Annotated in this window: 10 protein-coding genes, 1 tRNA gene, 2 rRNA genes and 3 pseudogenes (1 of these 16 running past the window's edge); 6 read left to right on the top strand and 10 right to left on the bottom strand. The window is 52.4% G+C overall.

The window, feature by feature from the left end:
- Positions 1 to 4: 4 nt before the first annotated feature.
- Positions 5 to 226 (top strand): annotated as a pseudogene (locus IFJ82_RS11315) (transposase); the annotation flags it as partial.
- 51 nt (positions 227 to 277) lie between these two features.
- Positions 278 to 427, top strand: a complete 150-nt coding sequence (locus IFJ82_RS11320; protein ID WP_231106178.1) for a helix-turn-helix domain-containing protein — start codon at positions 278 to 280, stop codon at positions 425 to 427.
- Positions 428 to 447: 20 nt separating this feature from the next.
- Here the strand turns inward: IFJ82_RS11320 and IFJ82_RS11325 are convergent, their stop codons facing one another.
- Positions 448 to 792 (bottom strand): type II toxin-antitoxin system RelE/ParE family toxin, encoded by a 345-nt coding sequence (locus IFJ82_RS11325; protein WP_003619029.1) that lies wholly within the window; start codon positions 790 to 792, stop codon positions 448 to 450.
- 5 nt (positions 793 to 797) lie between these two features.
- On the bottom strand, positions 798 to 1,019 hold the full coding sequence (locus tag IFJ82_RS11330; RefSeq protein ID WP_225578652.1) for a ribbon-helix-helix domain-containing protein: 222 nt from the start codon (positions 1,017 to 1,019) through the stop codon (positions 798 to 800).
- 295 nt (positions 1,020 to 1,314) lie between these two features.
- Between IFJ82_RS11330 and IFJ82_RS11340 the strand changes: the two are divergent.
- Positions 1,315 to 1,515: pseudogene (locus IFJ82_RS11340) on the top strand (efflux RND transporter permease subunit); the annotation flags it as partial.
- A 10-nt stretch (positions 1,516 to 1,525) separates the two neighbouring features.
- On the opposite strand, the pseudogene IFJ82_RS11345 reads toward IFJ82_RS11340, so the two are convergent.
- A pseudogene (locus IFJ82_RS11345) lies at positions 1,526 to 2,565 on the bottom strand (ParB/RepB/Spo0J family partition protein); the annotation flags it as partial.
- A gap of 317 nt (positions 2,566 to 2,882) precedes the next feature.
- On the opposite strand from IFJ82_RS11345, the gene IFJ82_RS11350 reads away from it, so the two are divergent.
- Positions 2,883 to 5,525: an AAA family ATPase gene (locus tag IFJ82_RS11350; RefSeq protein ID WP_192264649.1), complete on the top strand. Its 2,643-nt coding sequence runs from the start codon at positions 2,883 to 2,885 to the stop codon at positions 5,523 to 5,525.
- 457 nt (positions 5,526 to 5,982) lie between these two features.
- On the opposite strand, the gene IFJ82_RS11355 is transcribed toward IFJ82_RS11350, so the two are convergent.
- From IFJ82_RS11355 to IFJ82_RS11370, 4 genes are all read right to left on the bottom strand, one after another.
- Positions 5,983 to 7,830 carry an ATP-binding protein gene (locus tag IFJ82_RS11355; protein WP_192264651.1) on the bottom strand — a complete coding sequence of 616 codons (1,848 nt, stop codon included), beginning with the start codon at positions 7,828 to 7,830 and terminating at the stop codon, positions 5,983 to 5,985.
- Positions 7,827 to 9,050, bottom strand: a complete 1,224-nt coding sequence (locus IFJ82_RS11360) for an SIR2 family protein (RefSeq protein ID WP_192264653.1) — start codon at positions 9,048 to 9,050, stop codon at positions 7,827 to 7,829. The genes IFJ82_RS11355 and IFJ82_RS11360 overlap by 4 nt, the downstream gene beginning before the upstream one ends.
- A gap of 336 nt (positions 9,051 to 9,386) precedes the next feature.
- Positions 9,387 to 13,337 carry a PIN domain-containing protein gene (locus IFJ82_RS11365; protein ID WP_192264655.1) on the bottom strand — a complete coding sequence of 1,317 codons (3,951 nt, stop codon included), beginning with the start codon at positions 13,335 to 13,337 and terminating at the stop codon, positions 9,387 to 9,389.
- Between the two features lie 339 nt (positions 13,338 to 13,676).
- Complete coding sequence (locus tag IFJ82_RS11370; RefSeq protein WP_192264656.1) at positions 13,677 to 14,570, bottom strand: alpha/beta fold hydrolase; 894 nt, start codon at positions 14,568 to 14,570, stop codon at positions 13,677 to 13,679.
- Between the two features lie 93 nt (positions 14,571 to 14,663).
- On the opposite strand from IFJ82_RS11370, the gene IFJ82_RS11375 reads away from it, so the two are divergent.
- Both IFJ82_RS11375 and IFJ82_RS11380 read left to right on the top strand, forming a co-directional pair.
- Positions 14,664 to 15,533: a LysR family transcriptional regulator gene (locus IFJ82_RS11375; protein ID WP_192264658.1), complete on the top strand. Its 870-nt coding sequence runs from the start codon at positions 14,664 to 14,666 to the stop codon at positions 15,531 to 15,533.
- A gap of 385 nt (positions 15,534 to 15,918) precedes the next feature.
- Positions 15,919 to 17,133: an MFS transporter gene (locus tag IFJ82_RS11380; protein ID WP_225578653.1), complete on the top strand. Its 1,215-nt coding sequence runs from the start codon at positions 15,919 to 15,921 to the stop codon at positions 17,131 to 17,133.
- Between the two features lie 298 nt (positions 17,134 to 17,431).
- On the opposite strand, the gene IFJ82_RS11385 is transcribed toward IFJ82_RS11380, so the two are convergent.
- The 3 genes from IFJ82_RS11385 to IFJ82_RS11395 all read right to left on the bottom strand — a co-directional run.
- Positions 17,432 to 17,508: transfer RNA gene (locus IFJ82_RS11385), tRNA-Met, on the bottom strand.
- 31 nt (positions 17,509 to 17,539) lie between these two features.
- A 5S ribosomal RNA gene (gene rrf / locus IFJ82_RS11390) occupies positions 17,540 to 17,655 on the bottom strand.
- A gap of 102 nt (positions 17,656 to 17,757) precedes the next feature.
- A 23S ribosomal RNA gene (locus IFJ82_RS11395) occupies positions 17,758 to 18,927 on the bottom strand (it continues 1,571 nt past the right edge of the window).

Consider the following 18,927-nt stretch of genomic DNA (forward strand, 5'->3'; position numbering starts at 1 on the left):
AGGGATGCGAGAAGGCGACGGAACCAGTAGCGGGACTTTTACGGACAAGGCATGGGCGATCTGGGAACCTCTGATTGAGGCGGTTCGCCCGAGGGGCAAGACGCCGTCCCATGATCCGCGGCGCACGATAGCAGTGATTTTCTGGCGTCATGAGAATGGTGCGAAATGGCGAAGCATCCCTACGGAACTGGGGCCGTGGTGGCGGGCGGCACAGTTTTTCATCCGCAGGTCACTGCTGATCGCAGCAAGGCGCGGCAAAGGCCTGACCCAGGCCACGCTGGCGGAGCGGCTCGGCAAACCCCAATCCTATGTCGCGAAATACGAAACCGGCGAGCGCCGGATCGACGTGATCGAATTCCTCGACATCACAACCGCCATCGGACTCGATGCCGCTGACATTCTTGCCAGTCTCCTGGAAGATCACTGAATCAGTGCAGCCTCATTCGATCACTGTTCCGAACTATCGCCTTCATCAGGATCTCGCAGCCAGCCCGGAATATCCTGATGGGCGTGCAGAACGCGCCATACATCCAGATGGTCCTCACGTTCGATGTAGAAAACCACGAACGGCCAGTTCCGAAGAGTGAGCGCACGAAGTCCCGGAAGATCGAGTTCATACCCGCAACGCGGCGAGCCGATGCCGGGATATTGCCCGATCAGGGTCATCCCCTCTTCGAACGCACCGACAAACCGGTCGGCCACAGCACTTCCGGCTTTCCCGACATAATCGTCAATGATCCGATCGATATCCCGCTCGGCCTGCTCGCGCAGTACCGCGCGTCTGGTCGTCATGATGATCAGGCGCCGCGCACACGCGACCGCAGGCGTTCGAAATATGCGGCATCAGCCGTGGCGCCTGCTGCGGATCGACCACCCTCAAGCAACATACCACGCAGACGCTGCCTGTCCTGGTCCTTGCGGATCAGCTCGCGCACGTACTCGCTGCTGGTGCCAAAGCCACGGCCGGCAACCTGCTGGTCAACGAAGCTTTTCAGGGCTTCTGGCAGAGAGATGTTCATGGTGCTCATGGAGGCAGAATACTCGAGTATGGCAAAAATTGGCAACATGATTCATGCCTGCCCGCGTCATAATCCCAGCCCCCGCTGATGCCCGAGTTGCCAGTCCATAGCACCCGCGCGCATGACGCCGCTGCGACGCTACACAATCGGCCAGCATGGCAGCCCGTGGACTGCTGATCTCGCCCGTGACGAAGCCATCAGGATCCTCGCGCGGGTCCATACTGGGGAAAATCCTGCGGATAAGCGGTCCGATGACCGCAAGGCCATGACCGTCACGAGCTTCTCACCCGAGGTCATGGCCCGCACGGTGGCCGCCCCGCTGGAGCGGCATCTGGGCAATATCGCAGGTGTGACGCAGATGCAGTCCACCTCCACGCGGGGTGAGACCTCCATCTCGCTGGGGTTTGAACTGGGGCGCGATCTCAACGGCGCCGCGCGTGATGTGGAAGCGGCGATCCGCGCTGCCCGGCACGACCTGCCGACTACGCCGGGGTCCGATCCCAGCTATCATCGCGCCAACCCGAATGCGACACCGGTGCTGATTCTGGCGGTGACGCCGGGGATGGAAGGCTGCCCGGCATATCCGGTGAATGAACCGGCAGCGCGATTTCCCGGACATAGGCTTCCAGGCAGTCTGCGCCCGATGTCTGCCAGTAAACATCACGCACCAGCGTATGCAGGAATTCAGTCAGGGCGATGTGCGGGTTGCTGGCGAACGCGTCCCGCAGGGCCAGCGTGCGCCAGGCCGTCAGTTCGGTGAGAAGCCGGTCAGGCAGCGGCTTGATCCCGTCTTCTTCCTCGGGCTCGACATCGAGAGAGATCCTGTCGCCCTCCCCGCCCCCGTCGCCGCCATCATCAGCAATACGGTCATCCCGCCCATCATACGCAGCATGATCGTATCCATCGGCACCGCCGGCATCATCATCATCGTCGGGCTCGGTCGGCATGTCCTCGGGCAGCACGAAGCCCCGCTCCACCTGCAATGTGCCATCGCTGGCGAGGCTGACGAAGGCCCCAGCCCGCGCCACGTCAGCGGGATCGAACGCCAGAGGCCGTTCCTCCAGGGCAAGGATCGCCTGACCACGGCAGGTGTCACGAAGAACGCGGCGGCAATTTCATCTTCGGACATGCCCTTTTCCAGCATGTCACGAAAGGCACGAAACTGGTCCAGCGGATGCAGGGCCAGCCGCTGGACATTCTCGGCCAGGGAGTCATCCTCGGCGAGAATGGTCGACCCGGCCTCGCGCACGACGCAGGGCACCGGGGCGGTCTTGTTCAGCTTCTTCTGCTTCACCAGCAGTTCGAGCGCACGAAAACGCCGTCCACCAGCCGGGACTTCGTAGGTGCCGGTCTCGGCCCCGCTGTCGTCGAGGACGGGGCGGACATTCAGGCTCTGCAACAGCCCACGGCGCTCGATATCGCGGGCGAGTTCCTCGATCGACAGGCCGGACTTTACCCGCCGCACGTTGGACTGGGACAGCACCAGCCGGTTGAACGGGATGTCGCGGGACGAACTCAGGCTGATTTTGGGAATGGCGGTCGCCATGGCGAAAAACTCCATGACGGGCGGACAGGAGACTCTCTCCTGCCCTCTCAACCCGTCACGAAAATCCGCGCAGCCCTCTGACTCTGACTGCTACACCTAGACAAACCCGCACCCGCTTTTCCGGTAGAAAATGTCGGCAATGGGGGGGGGGGGAAAGCAGTATGTCCGGTTTACGGTGACTGGATAAAAAACGGACGTTAATCTTCTACTTCGTAGGACTCCCGCGATGTCACGGCTGACTTGCTAAAAGACCACGGTGACGTTCGAGAAACGGACCTCTATCACTCCTTTTAAGGTGAAAGAGAGGAAGCAGAAGCATGACCGTTGAAGCGATCGATGATATTGAAAAATGGTCAAAGAAACTTTCGCTATGGCGACAGGATGCTTTGCGCAGGCTCGTAATCAACAATGACCTAACAAATGCCGATATTGATGAACTATTAGCGATGATCAAAAACGTTTCTGGTTTCAGCCTTGATCTATCGCCGCCAACTCCCATACCATTTACTAAGTCGCTTTTTGATGCAGGTAAAGCATCACCGATTACTCTTCTAGGTATTGCTGACGTAGAGAATGTTAATCGGCTTGTTCCCAACGCAACGCTTCGTTTTTGTCCTAAATCCTTAACAGTCGTCTACGGTCGTAACGGCAGTGGTAAGAGTGGTTTTGTACGAATATTGCGTAACGCCTGTCGAACACGTGTGGAAAATTCAACCAAGCTCAGGGTGCTGTCAGATGCCTATGCAGGGAGTGCCGGTCCTCAGAAAGCTAATATTCTGATTGACGTAGGCAGCGGTGAAGTGCCGGTCACTTGGAGTCCAGGCATGCCGACTTCTCCGCAACTCATGCAGGTGTCTGTATTCGATACACTTTCGGCTCAGTTCTATGTCGATGGTGGCAGCCAGATACGCTATTTACCCTTTGGGCTCGCGTTGCCTTATCGTCTCAACACAGTATGTCTTAAGCTTAAGGAAATACTTGAAAACGAGCAGAGAAGCATTATCGGAGATAAAATAAGTCTCACAACAATAGTCTTTCCAGTTGCACGTCTTACTGCAGCTCAGAGCTTCAATCAGTCGCTTTGCAAAGATACAACAGACAGCGAGATCGACGAAGCGATAGCTTTTTCAAATGAGGATCAGAAGCGTCTCGACGAACTTGTCGCTATTTTGTCCGCGGGTGCCGCAGTTGTTGCTGATCTAAAAACGCTAATTGGTTGGGTAGAATCCATCATAAATGAATGTAAAACCGTAACAACGTCGCTCTCAGATACAGCATTGTCAACTCTTACGACCTTGAAAAATGCTGCGGTTACAGCCCGAGAAGCCGCACAGTTGGCGGCCGACAAGTTATTCACCGACGAGCCACTACCCGGTGTAGGCAGCGAAAGTTGGCGAGCTCTATGGTCTGCCGCACGTGATTATTCATTGAATGAAGCTTATCCTGAGAGTGATTTCCCAGTTACATCGATTGGAGATGAACCTGCAGTTTGTGTGTTGTGCCAACAACCACTGCATCCAGACGGAACCGCACGGATGCAGCGTTTCCAGAAGTATATGGATGACACACTTGATACTGCAGCAACAAAGGCTGCTCAGGCACTCACAGTTGCTGTCAATGATATTCCCGAACTACCACTTCTGTACGCTTCTGACTTCGCCGACCGCATCGAGCAAATCCGCTACCGCAACACGAAACTTGCCGACTCCTTAGAGATGTTCCAAACTTCTGTGCTGCAGCGCAAAGCCGATGCTCAGGCAAGGCTGGCGGGAGAGAAGAGTTTGTCAGTGCTTCCACTTGAGACACTGCATGATGAAATGAATGAATTCTTGCAGAAACTCAAATTTGAAAAAGAGACACGAGTCAAAGCAGGAAACACATTAGAACGTGAGAATTTGACGAAGGAAAAAGCTCAAATTGAGGATCGTAAGGTTCTTTTTGCCAATCGAGTTAAATTAGTCACGCGACGCGATCTTCTCAGGGTTAATGCGTGTTATGAGAAGGCGCTTGCCGAGGTTCAGACAAGAGGTATTACTCATTACGCAAACCAACTGGTCGACACTCACTTGACATCAGCTGTGGTCAAACATTTCAATACCGAGCGCGAGTTATTCGATATTGAGCATCTCAATGTCGGGCTGTCTCGAAAGAGCGACAAAACAAAGGCCGAATTCCAAGTCGATCCGCATACCAAATTGACTAAGCTTACTTCCGACATCCTGAGCGAAGGTGAACAGCGGGTATTGGCATTAGCTGGTTTCTTGACGGAAGTCGCTCTAACCGAAGGGTCGGGGCCGATTATTGTCGATGATCCGGTCTCATCATTAGATCGCAGTCGAGGATCTCGAGTTGCCAAAAGGCTGGCCGAGGAATCCTGCAATAGGCAGGTAATAATATTTACTCACGATATCATTTTCTTCAATGAAGTGTGCGGAGCAGATGAAAATCTTGGCATAGAGCCTGTAACAATTTCTCTATTTAGTGACAAAGATGCTTCCGGTAAAATCGACCCTTCTGGTATGGTTTGGAAAGGCCTTAACGTAAGCAAACGCATCGGAAGAATCAGGAATGACTTGGCGCCATTAGCAAAACTACTCAACACAAGCCCGTCCGATTATGAATATAAAATAAAGAATCTCTATGGTCGTCTGCGAGATACTTATGAGCGGGTGGTTGAGGAAGTTATATTCAATGAAGTAGTGCGTCGGGGGACTGACGTTATTCAAACGCAGCGCTTGCGATGTGTAGCTTTGTCCGATGCGATGGCAATACGTTTCCATGATGGTATGACAAAAGCGAATACACACAGTCATGATAACCCAGCTGCCGATACGGTTCCTGTTCCTACCCCCGAAGAATTTGAGGCTGATATTGTCGCACTTGAGACTTTGGTTAGAGAGATAAAAATCGAAAGTGCAGCTGCTGAAAAAGCGCGTCCTCAAATGAAACCAAAAAAATGAAGGACTAATATAAATATTTTGTCGTCTCATTTGTAAACACGGATATATTATTTTTTCACATATCGTGCGCTAGGCTTAAGCTGGTGAGTACCAAACAACCGGCCTAAGTGATAACACCTAGGCGATGTAGTGCCTTCGTTCATGTATCACCTTTGTCAGAAGCAAACGTTCTCTGCCGTTTTTGTGAACGTCTGCTTCGTCTCCAACTCGGTCCATCGCAGTTCGCCGAGCAATGTCGGCTTTCGGAAAACCATTACAACCTCTTGAATGTCTACAATGAGGGCGACTGCTGCCTGTCTGCTTCTGCATCACTGATGCGGACAGGCAGATATGGGGGGGGAGTGGAATGTCAGCTTTATGTAGGATGATCGGTAAAACCGACCCTGGAGGGTTCGAAAAAACCCTCCAAGTTATAGGCCGCCATATGCCACGATCACATGGACGGCTGTCCCGGTCATTATGACGTCATTCGTAAAACAATATTTTCAAGGTTCGAAGTAGTCGTGCCGACTGATGACCAACCGGCGGCAAAAGAAATATCATGCGAATTCGGCAATTGGTCGTATCTTAAACTACGCAAGCGAATTCGTGCTGGAATAGCTGCCGCTTCTCCGACGAAAAGAGCCTCTTGCCGCGGGAGAGAAGAAAGCATTTTTGTCATCCCAGACAGACTGTCTGGTAATATCCGCGCCACATGTTCTTGATCGCCACTGTTTGCCAGACGCAGGACAATCCACGAGTTACATTGCGATATTACAGTATCTTCTATGTCTGTTGGCCTCTGAGATACGAGCATTAGCCCTAAACCATATTTCCGACCCTCACGAGCAAGGCGTCGAATAGCAGTCTGAGCGACTTCATACTGCGCTTCTCCCCGATTGGGTACATAACGGTGAGCTTCCTCGCAAACAAATAATATCGGATCTTTTTCGCGTTCTTCACGTGTCTGGTGAATTTTATATTGAAATAAAAGACGAGCGATTGAACCTGTTAACGGCCCAGCAACTTCGTTTGGAAGGCCTGATATATCAATGATTTTCAAACACGCATCATCAGTTCCACCTACATTTAGGAATTGAGCTAAAACATCGGAAAGCGTTGGAGAATCTGTTTCACGCTCGTCCATCAGGAAACGAATTCTGGGGTCTGTAGTTAGAACATGAAACTTATTTAGTATTGAGGCATAGTCTTTCTGGAATTCAGAAGGTGTTACGTCTTCCCATCCATTTGTTTTATTAGGCCGTTTTGCTTGTCTACCTGTGATGTGCTCTCGAAACTCTGAGAGCTTAAACGGACGAGGCTTGTCACGGTCAAACGAGGCGAGTTGATCTTCCGTTATACCCGCAATCGGCATGGGGCGCTCCGGATGCTGCCCAACCGGAAGATTAGCAGGGATACCCCCAATTGCGCTATGTGCCAGTCCAGCGTCGACCATGCGTGCATGGGTAAGCGCCTTGTAAACAGTATTTGCCTGAGAAGTGGCTTCGAACTCGGTTTTTCCAATTACCAGTGAACGAAATTCATCGCTGGACATCAACCAATATGGTAATTTCAGAGTTGCCACATCTTCTGAGGTTTGACCAAGAGGATTATAGGCACGATAAACTTTAGCCTGTCCTTGAAAAGCAGAGGCATATTCTCCGTGCGGATCGATAAGAATAATGCATGGGCGGGTTGGTGTCCCTGGTTCACATTGATGTTCCAGAATAGAATGAATAACTGCTGCAACAGCGCTTGATTTTCCAGATCCTGTTGATCCAAGAATAGCACAGTGATGTCCGAAAAGTTTATCCATATTTGCACGACAAGGGACGCGTGTTGCGCCGACGTATGTCCCGATTGGAACAAGACGATTAGGACCGCTCCCTGCTGTCTTTTCTGCGCTCGCAAATAACGTATCTGTTTCTTCTTTTGTAATCAAATATACAGATTGCAAGGGCAATGGATAAGTAGAAACTCCTCGTTTAAATGATAGTTCGTTTTCTGATACGTTAAACCATGCCTCTCCTAGTAAATCAGCCTCGATTACTCGCCGATCCTGATCAATGGAATTAGTTTGTGACGCTGCCAGCGCAGCGCTTTCTTCGTCAGATTGTAAACGAAGTAGTCTCACTGTCGCAAAAAGAATCCGACGACCAAGATGCATTTTGACAATACTGCCAATTTGGCCAACATCGTATACACGACCACCATAGCTACGTGTTAGTTCTGTAATATCGCGTTTAAGAGCAATTTTTATGGCGCTGCCAGTTACTTCAAAGACTGTGCCGATTTCCAAATCAGCATCAAGATGAAAAGCGTTCATGCCATTGCCTCTTGAATATCTTTTGGCAGACCTTCAGTAAATAGTTTGGTAGTGCCATTAAAAGTCCACCAGTCTCTTTTGCTCCCATCGGGCGAAGGAAACACTGGTCCAATAGACCCTTGATAAATACCTTTTGGACTCGCAATAAAAACTCTTTGCCCCCATGGCTCTAACAACCAAGCTTTTAAAGTGTCGGGTAAGATGTCATTAGGTTCATCGGCAAATGCGACAAGGGTGAGTTGGCTTTTATTCGATGACATTGCGATCTCGATTTCAGCATTAATATGTTCGTCGCCAAACGAATAGCCGCAAATCAGCAACACGTGATCCGATCCTTGTGATAGACGCAACCGGAAACGTTGAAAAATTTCGGCAAAAGGGTCACGCTGAGTGTTGAGATATTTCGTTGCCTGAGGGTAAATCATAACGGTCCCCCCGTGGCTGGGATAAGTGTCCCCGTAACGGATGCGTAAGAGATTTAGATTACCCGAAAGTGGTCTATACCAATCAATGGAACCGTGAAGTTTAGAGACGATAGCACGCGTCCCAGAATTTTCTTTATAATTCGATATACTCCAGAATCCAATTCCGCCACCTATAAAACCATCCTGAAATTCAATACCAGTGAGAGCTAAGGCATCTTCAATCAGAGTGTCATAATTTGTCGTAAAAAACTCAACCGGCGTTCGGACAAAGTCGAGACCTGCCCGATTATTACCAAAGACCGCTTCAATAAATTTCTGATGAGCAGCAATATCGACGATCGAATGTCCTTCAGTTCCTATTTTTTCCTCTTCTATATTCTCACCTTCTTCATTTTTTCTGGCGGCTTTGAACCCCCAACGAACGGTGAGTGCAATCTTTTCAATCAATCCTTTGTGCACCTCAATTAATTTATCTTTTGCAACATGCTTATCGCCGATCGTTATGCCACCGGTACACGAACGTTCGGCGATTGAGATCAAATCACCGAGATAAGTGAGATGATGTTCAATATGAGAGCTTTCTCCACAGTCTTTTACGATAAAATCTAAAACATGTAGAGCCACAACATCTTTAGAGAAAAGCTCATTACGAGCAAGAGAAATTACTCTTTCTGTCAAGCTATACATTAAAGGTATGTTTGACATAAAACTAATACCCGCCCCAAGTAGCCATGTTTGCTTAGGGCTATTCAAATGTTTTTCAAATTGCTCAGCGATATCGATGTCGTTTGCCACAATGTGTTCCTCCGATACCTCAGTATCTAAGACAATGTCTTATGTGACAATCCTATCTTTCGATGACGATATCATTTGCCCCTATACAGTATGGCGTGTCTGCTCTCGGAAAATGCAAATTGGCCGCTGAACGACCGACATGAGGCGTAAACAGTCGTAGAAATTATTTTGATATTTGCATTATCCTAGGTACCGAAAGCGCCAGGGCAGGAAGACTCTCCTGCAATTCTCACCACTTTGGCCGGCGAAATTCTACCGGTGATCCAAGAGAGAACTCTATGAACACATTTGAGTTCAGTATATTGCGAAACACAATCTCAATAAAATGTCCGCGATTCATCCGAGCGTAAATCCACCGCGCCTCAGTGCATCCCTGATTCGGTCAACTTGCCTTTTCGCGATCCTTATTGATTCCTCAGTCAGGAACCAAAGCGGTGTCAGACAGGTAGTGTCAATCAGGCGCTTCGGAAGAAACTGGCGGTTCCACGAACGTATGATCACTTCAAATGCCTCTTGATATGCAGCAGAAAAATCTCTCCGACCTTGCTCCAATAAGCAAGATTCACGACACATACCCGCGTATGCGATGGGGAAAGCCGCCAAACTGGTATCGTCGGGCGCATAATGATAGCTAGCCAGAAGCAGATTGCCGAGTAGAGTGGCTATGCTCGCGCGATCAAGGGTTGTACTGGTCATCAGGCGAGCGAAACGACGCAAGCGATCATTAATCACCCAGCCCGAATTCCTGAGTTCACCAATGATGTCTCTATGGTTAAACTGCGTGAAATAGTAATTTGCGTCGATTAGCGATGCAATGACCTCAATATATTCAGCATGTGAAATATACTTTGAGAACAGGCTTACCTGTTTAAACGGTTGCGTCCAACTGACCGCTGCCCCTGCACCTTGCGCAATGACCCGAAAACCGAGATCGTCGGACAGGAGCGCACGTTTGGGACCGAGCGATGCTATTAATGTGTCATAATAGGCAGGCTCCAGATCCTTGAGGAGATCGGCGATACTGTCCGGCAGAAATTCATCAGTTTCTGCCGGAAGAAGCATCAACTTCTCCGTAAACTCAAGCGCCGCGGATGCTTCTTCTACTTGTCGTTCTATAGCTTCTTCGGTGAATTCGGCCATACGACAGTGCTCGCCGTCCCACCCTAAGATGCCCATCTTGCGGCCGCGTTGCGACTGGCGCTCCTTAAGAAGTTGGCGAAACAGGTCGATAGTTGCCTGCACTACAGCTAAGCGCGATCCAGACTTCAGAAGAGTTGCGCAAAGCCCAAGCCGAGTCCACGCATATATCGAAACTGGATCTACCAGGATGATGCCTCTGTCGGCAGCCTCGCGCCCAGTTTCGAACTCGCCCGAAATACCCAGCGCAGACTTCAGGCCAAGTTTAGAATTGACAGAGAGATGGTCCCATACGTCGAAGACGGATGAACCCGAGAACTTTGCCACCATCGGCAATGGCAGGACGTTATCGCGGTACATCGTTGTGATCTCATTACCCTGAGCAGCTCGCCTACGAGCGACAGCGAATACTTCTTCAAATCTGTGATCACCTTTGCTGTCGTCGATAGAGAACGAACCGAAGGTGGCATTCCCGGGGAAAAGACGTGAAAAATCGCGTACCGTCCGCTGGAAGGCAAAAACATAGCGGCTTTGTATCTCCATGACCCGATAGGTCTGCGGCTCAAAGCCTAATTTCGGTATCTCGATTGTTTCTCCGACTTTCAATCCGACCATCTGTTTTGCAAACGGATCGTTGGGCGATATCTCATCGCGATCGATCACGGGATCGACTTCGGTCTCGATAAGACGGTGAATCCTCTCACCCGTAACTTCGTTTAGAAGCACTAAGCCCGTTCCCGGCCCAACAGCAGAGGGCGGTGCCAGCGCAGCTTCATTTGGCTGGCCATTGAGGATAAGTCCTACCGCAAAGGCAGTATGGATAGATGGTTGTCCATAGCCGCTACGCAGCGCTCGATAACCAATAGCCAGCGATTTAGGGTTCCCGGCATGGTATTGGCCAAGCACCCAAGCAAGAGTCATAAGCTCATCGGAACTACCATCGATGCTATCGGGCAATTCCTCCAGCCAAGACAAAGCTTCCGTGCTGCGCCCTAAGCGCATTAGCAGGTGAATCCAAGCCATGCGCACGCGCAGTGTGTCTTCTTGGAGCAGAGCCTTTTCGACAAGTCTGAGAGCAGGCTTCAGAAGTCCTGCGCGTTGGTAGATGTTGATGCCGACGTAAAGATACTGCGACGCTACCCTAAGATCCCCCGGGAGCGATTCGAACAGCTTGCGCGCCTCTGCTCGTCGATCGGCGAGGTAAAGTGCCTCGAGCCGCCTACGAAGCGCATAACTGTCAGATTGCCCATGAAGCGGTTCGTAGAGATCGGCGGCAAGCGAGTACTGGCCAGCTGAATAAAGCATCTCGGCAGAGTGAACGCGCTCACGCAATGTTAACTCATTATTAATGACTGGGCGTATGTCTTCAATGAAGCCTTTCCGAAGCTGACTCTCGGGCGGCAGCTCGTCAAACAATATCGAGCGAAGAATGAGGCCGTCAGGATGAGCTCGTGCTGCCGCTTCAATCTCTACCTCCCTGTCGGCACCCTCAAGGATCGCGATCTTGGCGCGTAGCGCCGCCATAAGTTGATCTTGTTCCGCATTCGACAGACTAGGCGGATGTTTTGCCTCCAAGAGTTCACAGCCCCAGCGCGCAACGGCAGCATCGCCAAGACCAATGGCGGCTTGGATCTGTATAAGCAGACTGTCGAACCCACGCTCGTCTTCGGGAACGGCATTAATGGCATCCACAGCGCTCGCGCAATCTCCCTGCGAAAACGAACACTGCGCCGATCTATAGGCAAGTGGATCATAGTTCGAATTGCACTTGAGAGCTTGCTCAAGAATGATTTGGGCTTGCTCATCGCGACCCAATAGTCCGAGAAGGCTTATGAGATTCGCCGCGACATGCCGGCCTTGGCAACTGGAATCCCCAGCAATAATCTTACCCCACGCTTTACCAAGAAGTTCAGCCGCTCGCGTGGCATCCGCGAGCTGCTTTTCTGTAAGCGCGTGACTCAACTCCAGACCTTCGACCGCAGACAGAGGTTCCATCAGCGCATCGGCGACCCCGGCTATTGCGCGCCAATCTTCCGGCGCGAGAGCGTATGCCTCGTCCGAGAGGCGTCGATGAGCTTCGTGATCGCCGTGTCTAGCGGCATGCATAGCGAGATGTATCTTCACATTCACGTCGCCGACAAGCTCTGGAGGTAATCGCGCTTCAACTTCCGCGAGTGTCATCTCTTCAGGAGCAGCACTGATGAGAATTCGAGCGGAACGCGTGGAAGCGGGATCGTCTTTCAGTGCTTCGGTAGCAAGTAAGAAAGCAGCTTCGCAATTTCCCTCGTGAAGGAGTACAATCGCCTTCGTAGCCCGTGCATTCGGAAAGGTTGGATATGCGTTAAAGGCCTGTTGAAAAGAAACAATACCGGCGCTTTCGTTTCCGAGTGCAAATTGTGCGATGCCACGCGTTGCGAAGATGCGGTAGCGCGCGAGCGGACTTGCAGTCTCACCTTCATCGGTCAGAAGGCGGTCAAGCGCCCGTAAAGCGGCACGAGGTGAACCATCATCGATAAGCTTACCGATATCAGAAGCACGGGTGGCAAGATCGTCTCCTTCGCCACGATCATCGCGAATGTTGGTAATGAGATCGCTCTGTCTTTGGAGTATCTGAGTGATGCTTTGGAACTGCAGCTTCTGGTCCTGCCGCGAATAATTCAGGTGCTCGAGCATGTCTACCGGAGCGAAATCGGGAAAGTATTTACGAACAAGTTCCGGATGATCTGTAATGCGATGGCGCAAAGTGTCCCAGCCAGTGACTCTTACCTCAAAAAGACCTCTTTTCTTATTTTCGGCGCTGATTTCCCGGGCTATTTTTTGGATAGTGACGTCGTTCGGTGCCGTAGTGACAACTATGAACGCCTCCAGTGGAGGCTGGAACTTGAGCGCTTTGTCTACTTCCGCTCGCAATTCCTTCTCTGTAAGTTCGCCACCGTAGTCGGCGTCCTTCCCTTTGCACTGAACACCGGTAAAAAGGTTCTCAACCCGATTGGTCCCGTAGACGTCGACACCAGCCTGCGCCTGCCCGGTTCTGCCATGAAGCTCTGCATCAGTCGTCCGCCAAACGCGGCTGAAGAGATCAAAGGTAAGGCTTTCGAACTCCTGCCACCTTTTGGGCGGCGGTAGTGGGCGAGAAAGGACGTCAGTCATACCAACGACTTTAGACGTTCGCGGTTCAATCGGGAAGATTTAAAAAGAAGAGATAAAAACCGATCATCAGAGCGGCAAGGTTGAATGTGTCATAAGTAAATTAACGCGTTCGACGACCAAATTCTAATAATAGAGCACCGCTTATTATCTAAAATAAAATACAAATGACGGCGATATTTATGTCTGCTTTGCGGAAAAGGATTGAGAAGCCGCAGCGTCCGACACGAAGGCGGAAGCTGTCAAAGTGATTAGTTCTCGAACGGACGGAGCGCAGATTGACAACCCGCGCGAGCGCGCAGAATTATTCGAAATCGGTCGGTCATTGATAGGAAGCGCCTGTTAGCCAATGTTTCGTAAAAGAAACGGCATAGCAAGCTTCGTTACGGACGCTGCACTCTGACGTTGAGGAAAATGGCCGATTGCGGCAAGAATGTGCCGCTCATAATAACCTGCGAACAGATGGTCCTTTCCTGCTGAAGTCTCTGGGTCATTGCAAGGATCATCGCCTCCGTGGATCACGAGCGTGGGCACATGAATGACTGGGTCAGCAGCGACACGTCTCTCCAGTTCCTCGAAAGCTGGCGAACGGGGTGCCAGCCCCCAGCGAACGCGATAGGAATGGAGCGTAATGTCAGCCCAATCAGGGTTTTCGAACGCCAGAGCCGTCGCAGCGAATTCCTCTTCAGGGACTTCCCATGCCGGATTCCAGATCGACCAGATATAGCGCATGAAACGCTGACGATCGTTCCGGATGAGGTCAGCGCCACGATCGAGCCCCATCAGCCAGTGATACCAGTAATTCTGCATCTGCCGATATGACATTGTCTGGTCGGGAGCGTTGGTTCCCCATCCCACGGACAGAGCCACGCTCCCGGCTACTCGGCCAGGCGCTAAAACGGAGGCGATATAGGCAGCCCGAGCCCCCCAGTCATGGCCGATCAGGCTGAAGCGAGAAAGCCCCAGGCCATCAGCCATTTCTAACATATCCTTCGCCAGCGCCACGAGTTGTCCATTTCTTGGAGCATCCTGTTCCCGGAATCGCGTAAGACCACAGCCACGCAGCCAGGGTACATAGGTCCGAAAACCAGCGCCATGCAGATCCGGCAGCATTCGGTTCCATGTCAGCGCGTCATCTGGCCAGCCATGAATTAGGATGACGGGAAACCCGTCCTCGGGGCCTGATATCCGGCATGCGATGTCGAGTTGGGATGTTGTAATCGTTGTTTCCTGCATGAGAGCACCTCCATCCCTGCTATGCATGCTTTCATCTTAATTTAGAAATCGATATATGTTCTTTTTATATCGCAATATACGATAAGAGATGTCATGCTCTCTCCGATATGCCTGCGCAGTTTTCTGGTCGTCATCGACATGGGGGGCTTCACGGAAGCTGCCAGACACCTCAACGCAACCCAGTCCACAATCAGCGGCCATATCAAGCGCCTGGAAGAACAGGCCGGTCACCGGCTTCTCGACCGTGATCGTGGAGGGTCTGTCGCCCTGACGGCACAGGGACGTGATCTCATCGGATACGCACGCGAGATTCTGCGACTTGAGCAGGCAGCCCGATCACGACTGGCCGGTACATCCCTGACCGGGGCTGTGCGCATCGGACTTCCTGATGATTTCGCCAGTGGTCGCGGATTCACGCACCTCCTTGCAGATTTCGCCGGACAGCATCCGGACGCACGTCTGGAGGTTGAAGTCGGTAATAGCGATTATCTTATCTCCGCCCTGGACGCTCAACGCCTCGACCATGTTCTGACCAAACAAACCCGATCAGCAGACGGTGAAGTCCTTGCCCAGCGAGCCATAGTATGGGCCGGACGGATATCTTCAACGGGACCTGTCTCACTCGTACTCTTCCCAGAACCGTGCACATATCGCCAACGCGCAATCAGGAAACTCGAAGAGGAAGGATTTTTCTGGAACATAACTTACGTCAGTCCTTCGCTCACCGGTATTCTGGCCGCCGTCAATGCCGGACTGGGAGTATCACCCCTTGCCGAAGACCTGACGGAAGAACTTGTCCCGAGCATTCCCGGACGGTTACTGCCATCTCTCGGCTCAGTGGATTTGGTACTTCACTCGCGGCGGGGACGGCTCAGCCATGCGGCTGGCGGGCTTGGCGATCTTATCCGGAAACATTACGGCATCGCGAATATTAAGGAGAAACATCCAAGCGAGCATCGGTGACGCGATCTTCTCGCCCGCAGGATGCGGGTCATGGCTTTCCAGACAGAGGTGAAGAATAGCCTGAGGGTTTCCTGCATCAGGCGTGGCGGCCGTCACCCCGTAGGCCATATGCAACTCGACACAGCGAGCACGGGTCTCGAGCGTCCTCGCAATACGTCCGATCAGCGTCCGCCATGCAGGACGCTAATTTCTGGCCGAACCTGGCAGGCCCTCAAGCATTTACTCTTTGACTCACGAACACGCGTTCGCCACCGTTGGTCCAACGTCCCCGGAAGAGGCAATTCACAAATCGGTTGTGCTGAATAACAACAATGACAATACCCAGTTCCCACGCACAGATTACCGTCCACAAACGACATGAACACCTTGTCGGGCGGAATCAGCCATGAATCGTTCAGACACAATTACGATAGAAAATGAAGCGGCAGCGAACACAGCAGTCCCACTTCGTCAGACGGCAGCGCTCTTCGCTCTGGGTAGTTGCGCTCTTCTGAACGTCTATGCCACCCAGCCCATCCTGCCTGACATCGCCCGCCGGTTTGGCGTCAGCCTTGGAGCAAGCGCCTGGACAATCAGCACCTCCACGCTGGGCGTAGCAGTCGCAGCCCCTCTGGCCGGTGCCGTCTCTGACTGCTTCGGACGCAAGCGTGTAATGGTCGCAGCCCTCATCGCTCTGATTATCATAACCGCCTCCTGCGCTCTGGCATGGAATTTTACGGCTCTCCTCTCCCTGCGGTTTGCACAAGGGTTGCTGGTGCCCTTCATTTTCACTGCGGCCCTCGCCTATATCGCTGAAGAATGGTCCGGACGGACCGCAACCACCATGAACGGAGTATATGTCGCAGGCACTGCATTCGGTGGGTTCTGCGGGCGCTTCCTTGCCGGTGCCGCTGCGTCCTTTACAGGATGGCTCTCCACCTTTCTCGTTTTCGCAGTTCTTCTAATTCTTGTTCTTGCGCTCGCCGTATTCTGTCTGCCTGCAGAGCGCCAGTTCAGAGCCAGCGCATCCCTTGGTAAAAGTTTATGGAGTGTCGCAAAAGGTGTGCGCGACTGGCGGCTGCTGGTCACCTGTTTTGTCGGCGCCAGCCTGCTGTTTCAGCAGGTCACGTCCTTTACCTATCTGAGCCTACGTCTGAGCGCACCTCCATTCACCCTGACTTCGATTGAAGTCGGCGCTCTGTTCGTGGTCTTTCTTCTGCCTGTTACAGTCACACCTTTCTTCGGTCGCCTTATCGGCACGATCGGGCGCACGCGGGCCTTTCTGTTGTCGCAGGTCGCCGGGATTGCCGGAATTGCCCTGACACTTTCCGTCCATCTCCCTCCTATCGTGATTGGACTGGCTCTGTCCTGCATGGCTGTCTTTGCCGGGCAGTCCTGCGCCACCGGCTATACAGCACGACATGCCAGGGAAGGACGGTCTGCGGCAACCGGTCTCTATCTCACCTGCTATTATCTGGGCGGAAGCATCGGCGCTGTCGCCCCTGCTCCTCTCTACGCGCATCACGGCTGGCTCGGCTGTGCTGTCCTGATCGGTTTGGTGGCCTTGGCCAGCACGGCTCTCGCACGCGTGGCATGGCAGGAAACAGTCGTTGACGCATAAAAGAAGAAAAAGCCGATCTGAGATCACGCCAAGATGATGCTTAAACACCCTTTGTACGCAGACACCACAGCCGACATAGACTCAGGCAGTGAACGTCTCGTCGTCAGATCGCGCAATTTCCACTAAGCAATGAGGCTTGGAACAGACATCACGCTATCGTGATAATGCCCCATTTTAGCCCAAACTACGCTGCGCTTTCACTCCCATTTGCATCCTATACGCATCCTGCGCGTATGTCCCAAACGCAAAAAGCCGCCCGTAAGGGCGGCTTAACATGCTGTTTATATTGGATAATTCATGGTTGCGGGGATAGGATTTGAACCTATGACCTTCAGGTTATGAGCCTGACGAGCTACCGGGCTGCTCCACCCCGCGGTGGTATTTTTCATTCAGGGCTGACTGGAAGATCTGGCGGCGACCGACTTTCCCGTGCCTTAAGGCACAGTATCATAGGCGCTGGGTTTTTTCACGTCCGAGTTCGGGATGGGATCGGGTGGAGCACGTCCCGCCATGGCCACCAGATCATCCAGTCAGTCCTGAGGGACTGTGTGGGAGGTTGGTGCTGAGAGGATAGAGTGGGTGGATGACTGCTGTGCATGTATGTTTTCCACGTTGAGTGGCTGTGTGAATGAGCCTATTGGGCGATTAGGACCAGTCAGCTGCACGCATTACTGCGCTTCCACACCTGGCCTATTGACGTGATGGTCTATCACGGCCCTTGGGGAGACCTTGTTTTGAGGTGGGTTTCCCGCTTAGATGCTTTCAGCGGTTATCCCTTCCATACTTAGCTACCCGGCTGTGCCGCTGGCGCGACAACCGGTGCACCAGAGGTATGTTCATCCCGGTCCTCTCGTACTAGGGACAAATCCTCTCAAGTCTCCAACACCCACGGCAGATAGGGACCGAACTGTCTCACGACGTTCTAAACCCAGCTCACGTACCACTTTAATCGGCGAACAGCCGAACCCTTGGGACCTGCTCCAGCCCCAGGATGTGATGAGCCGACATCGAGGTGCCAAACCTCCCCGTCGATGTGGACTCTTGGGGGAGATCAGCCTGTTATCCCTAGAGTACCTTTTATCCGTTGAGCGATGGCCCTTCCACGCGGGACCACCGGATCACTATGGCCGACTTTCGTCTCTGATCGAGCTGTCACTCTCACAGTCAGGCGGGCTTATGCCATTGCACTCAACAGTCGATGTCCGACCGACCTGAGCCCACCATCGCGCGCCTCCGTTACACTTTGGGAGGCGACCGCCCCAGTCAAACTGCCCACCATGCAGGGTCCCGGACCAGGCTTACTGGTCTCGGTTAGACATCAGAAACAGTCAGGGTGGTATTTCAAGGATGGCTCCACCGGAACTGGCGCCCCGGTTTCAAAGCCTCCCACCTATCCTACACAGAATGTCTCTGATGCCACTGCAAAGCTGCAGTAAAGGTTCATAGGGTCTTTCCGTCTGACCGCGGGTACCCCGCATCTTCACGGGGAATTCAATTTCGCTGAGCCGATGCTGGAGACAGCGGGGAAGTCGTTACGCCATTCGTGCAGGTCGGAACTTACCCGACAAGGAATTTCGCTACCTTAGGACCGTTATAGTTACGGCCGCCGTTTACCGGGGCTTCAATTCGGTGCTTGCACACCTCCTCTTAACCTTCCGGCACCGGGCAGGCGTCAGGCCGTATACGTCGTCTCTCGACTTCGCACAGCCCTGTGTTTTTACTAAACAGTCGCTACCCCCTGGTTTGTGCCACCCGCCTGTGGTTGCCCACGGACGGGTCTTGCTTATCCCGAAG

The organism is Novacetimonas hansenii (assembly GCF_014843995.1).
Lineage (GTDB): Bacteria > Pseudomonadota > Alphaproteobacteria > Acetobacterales > Acetobacteraceae > Novacetimonas > Novacetimonas hansenii.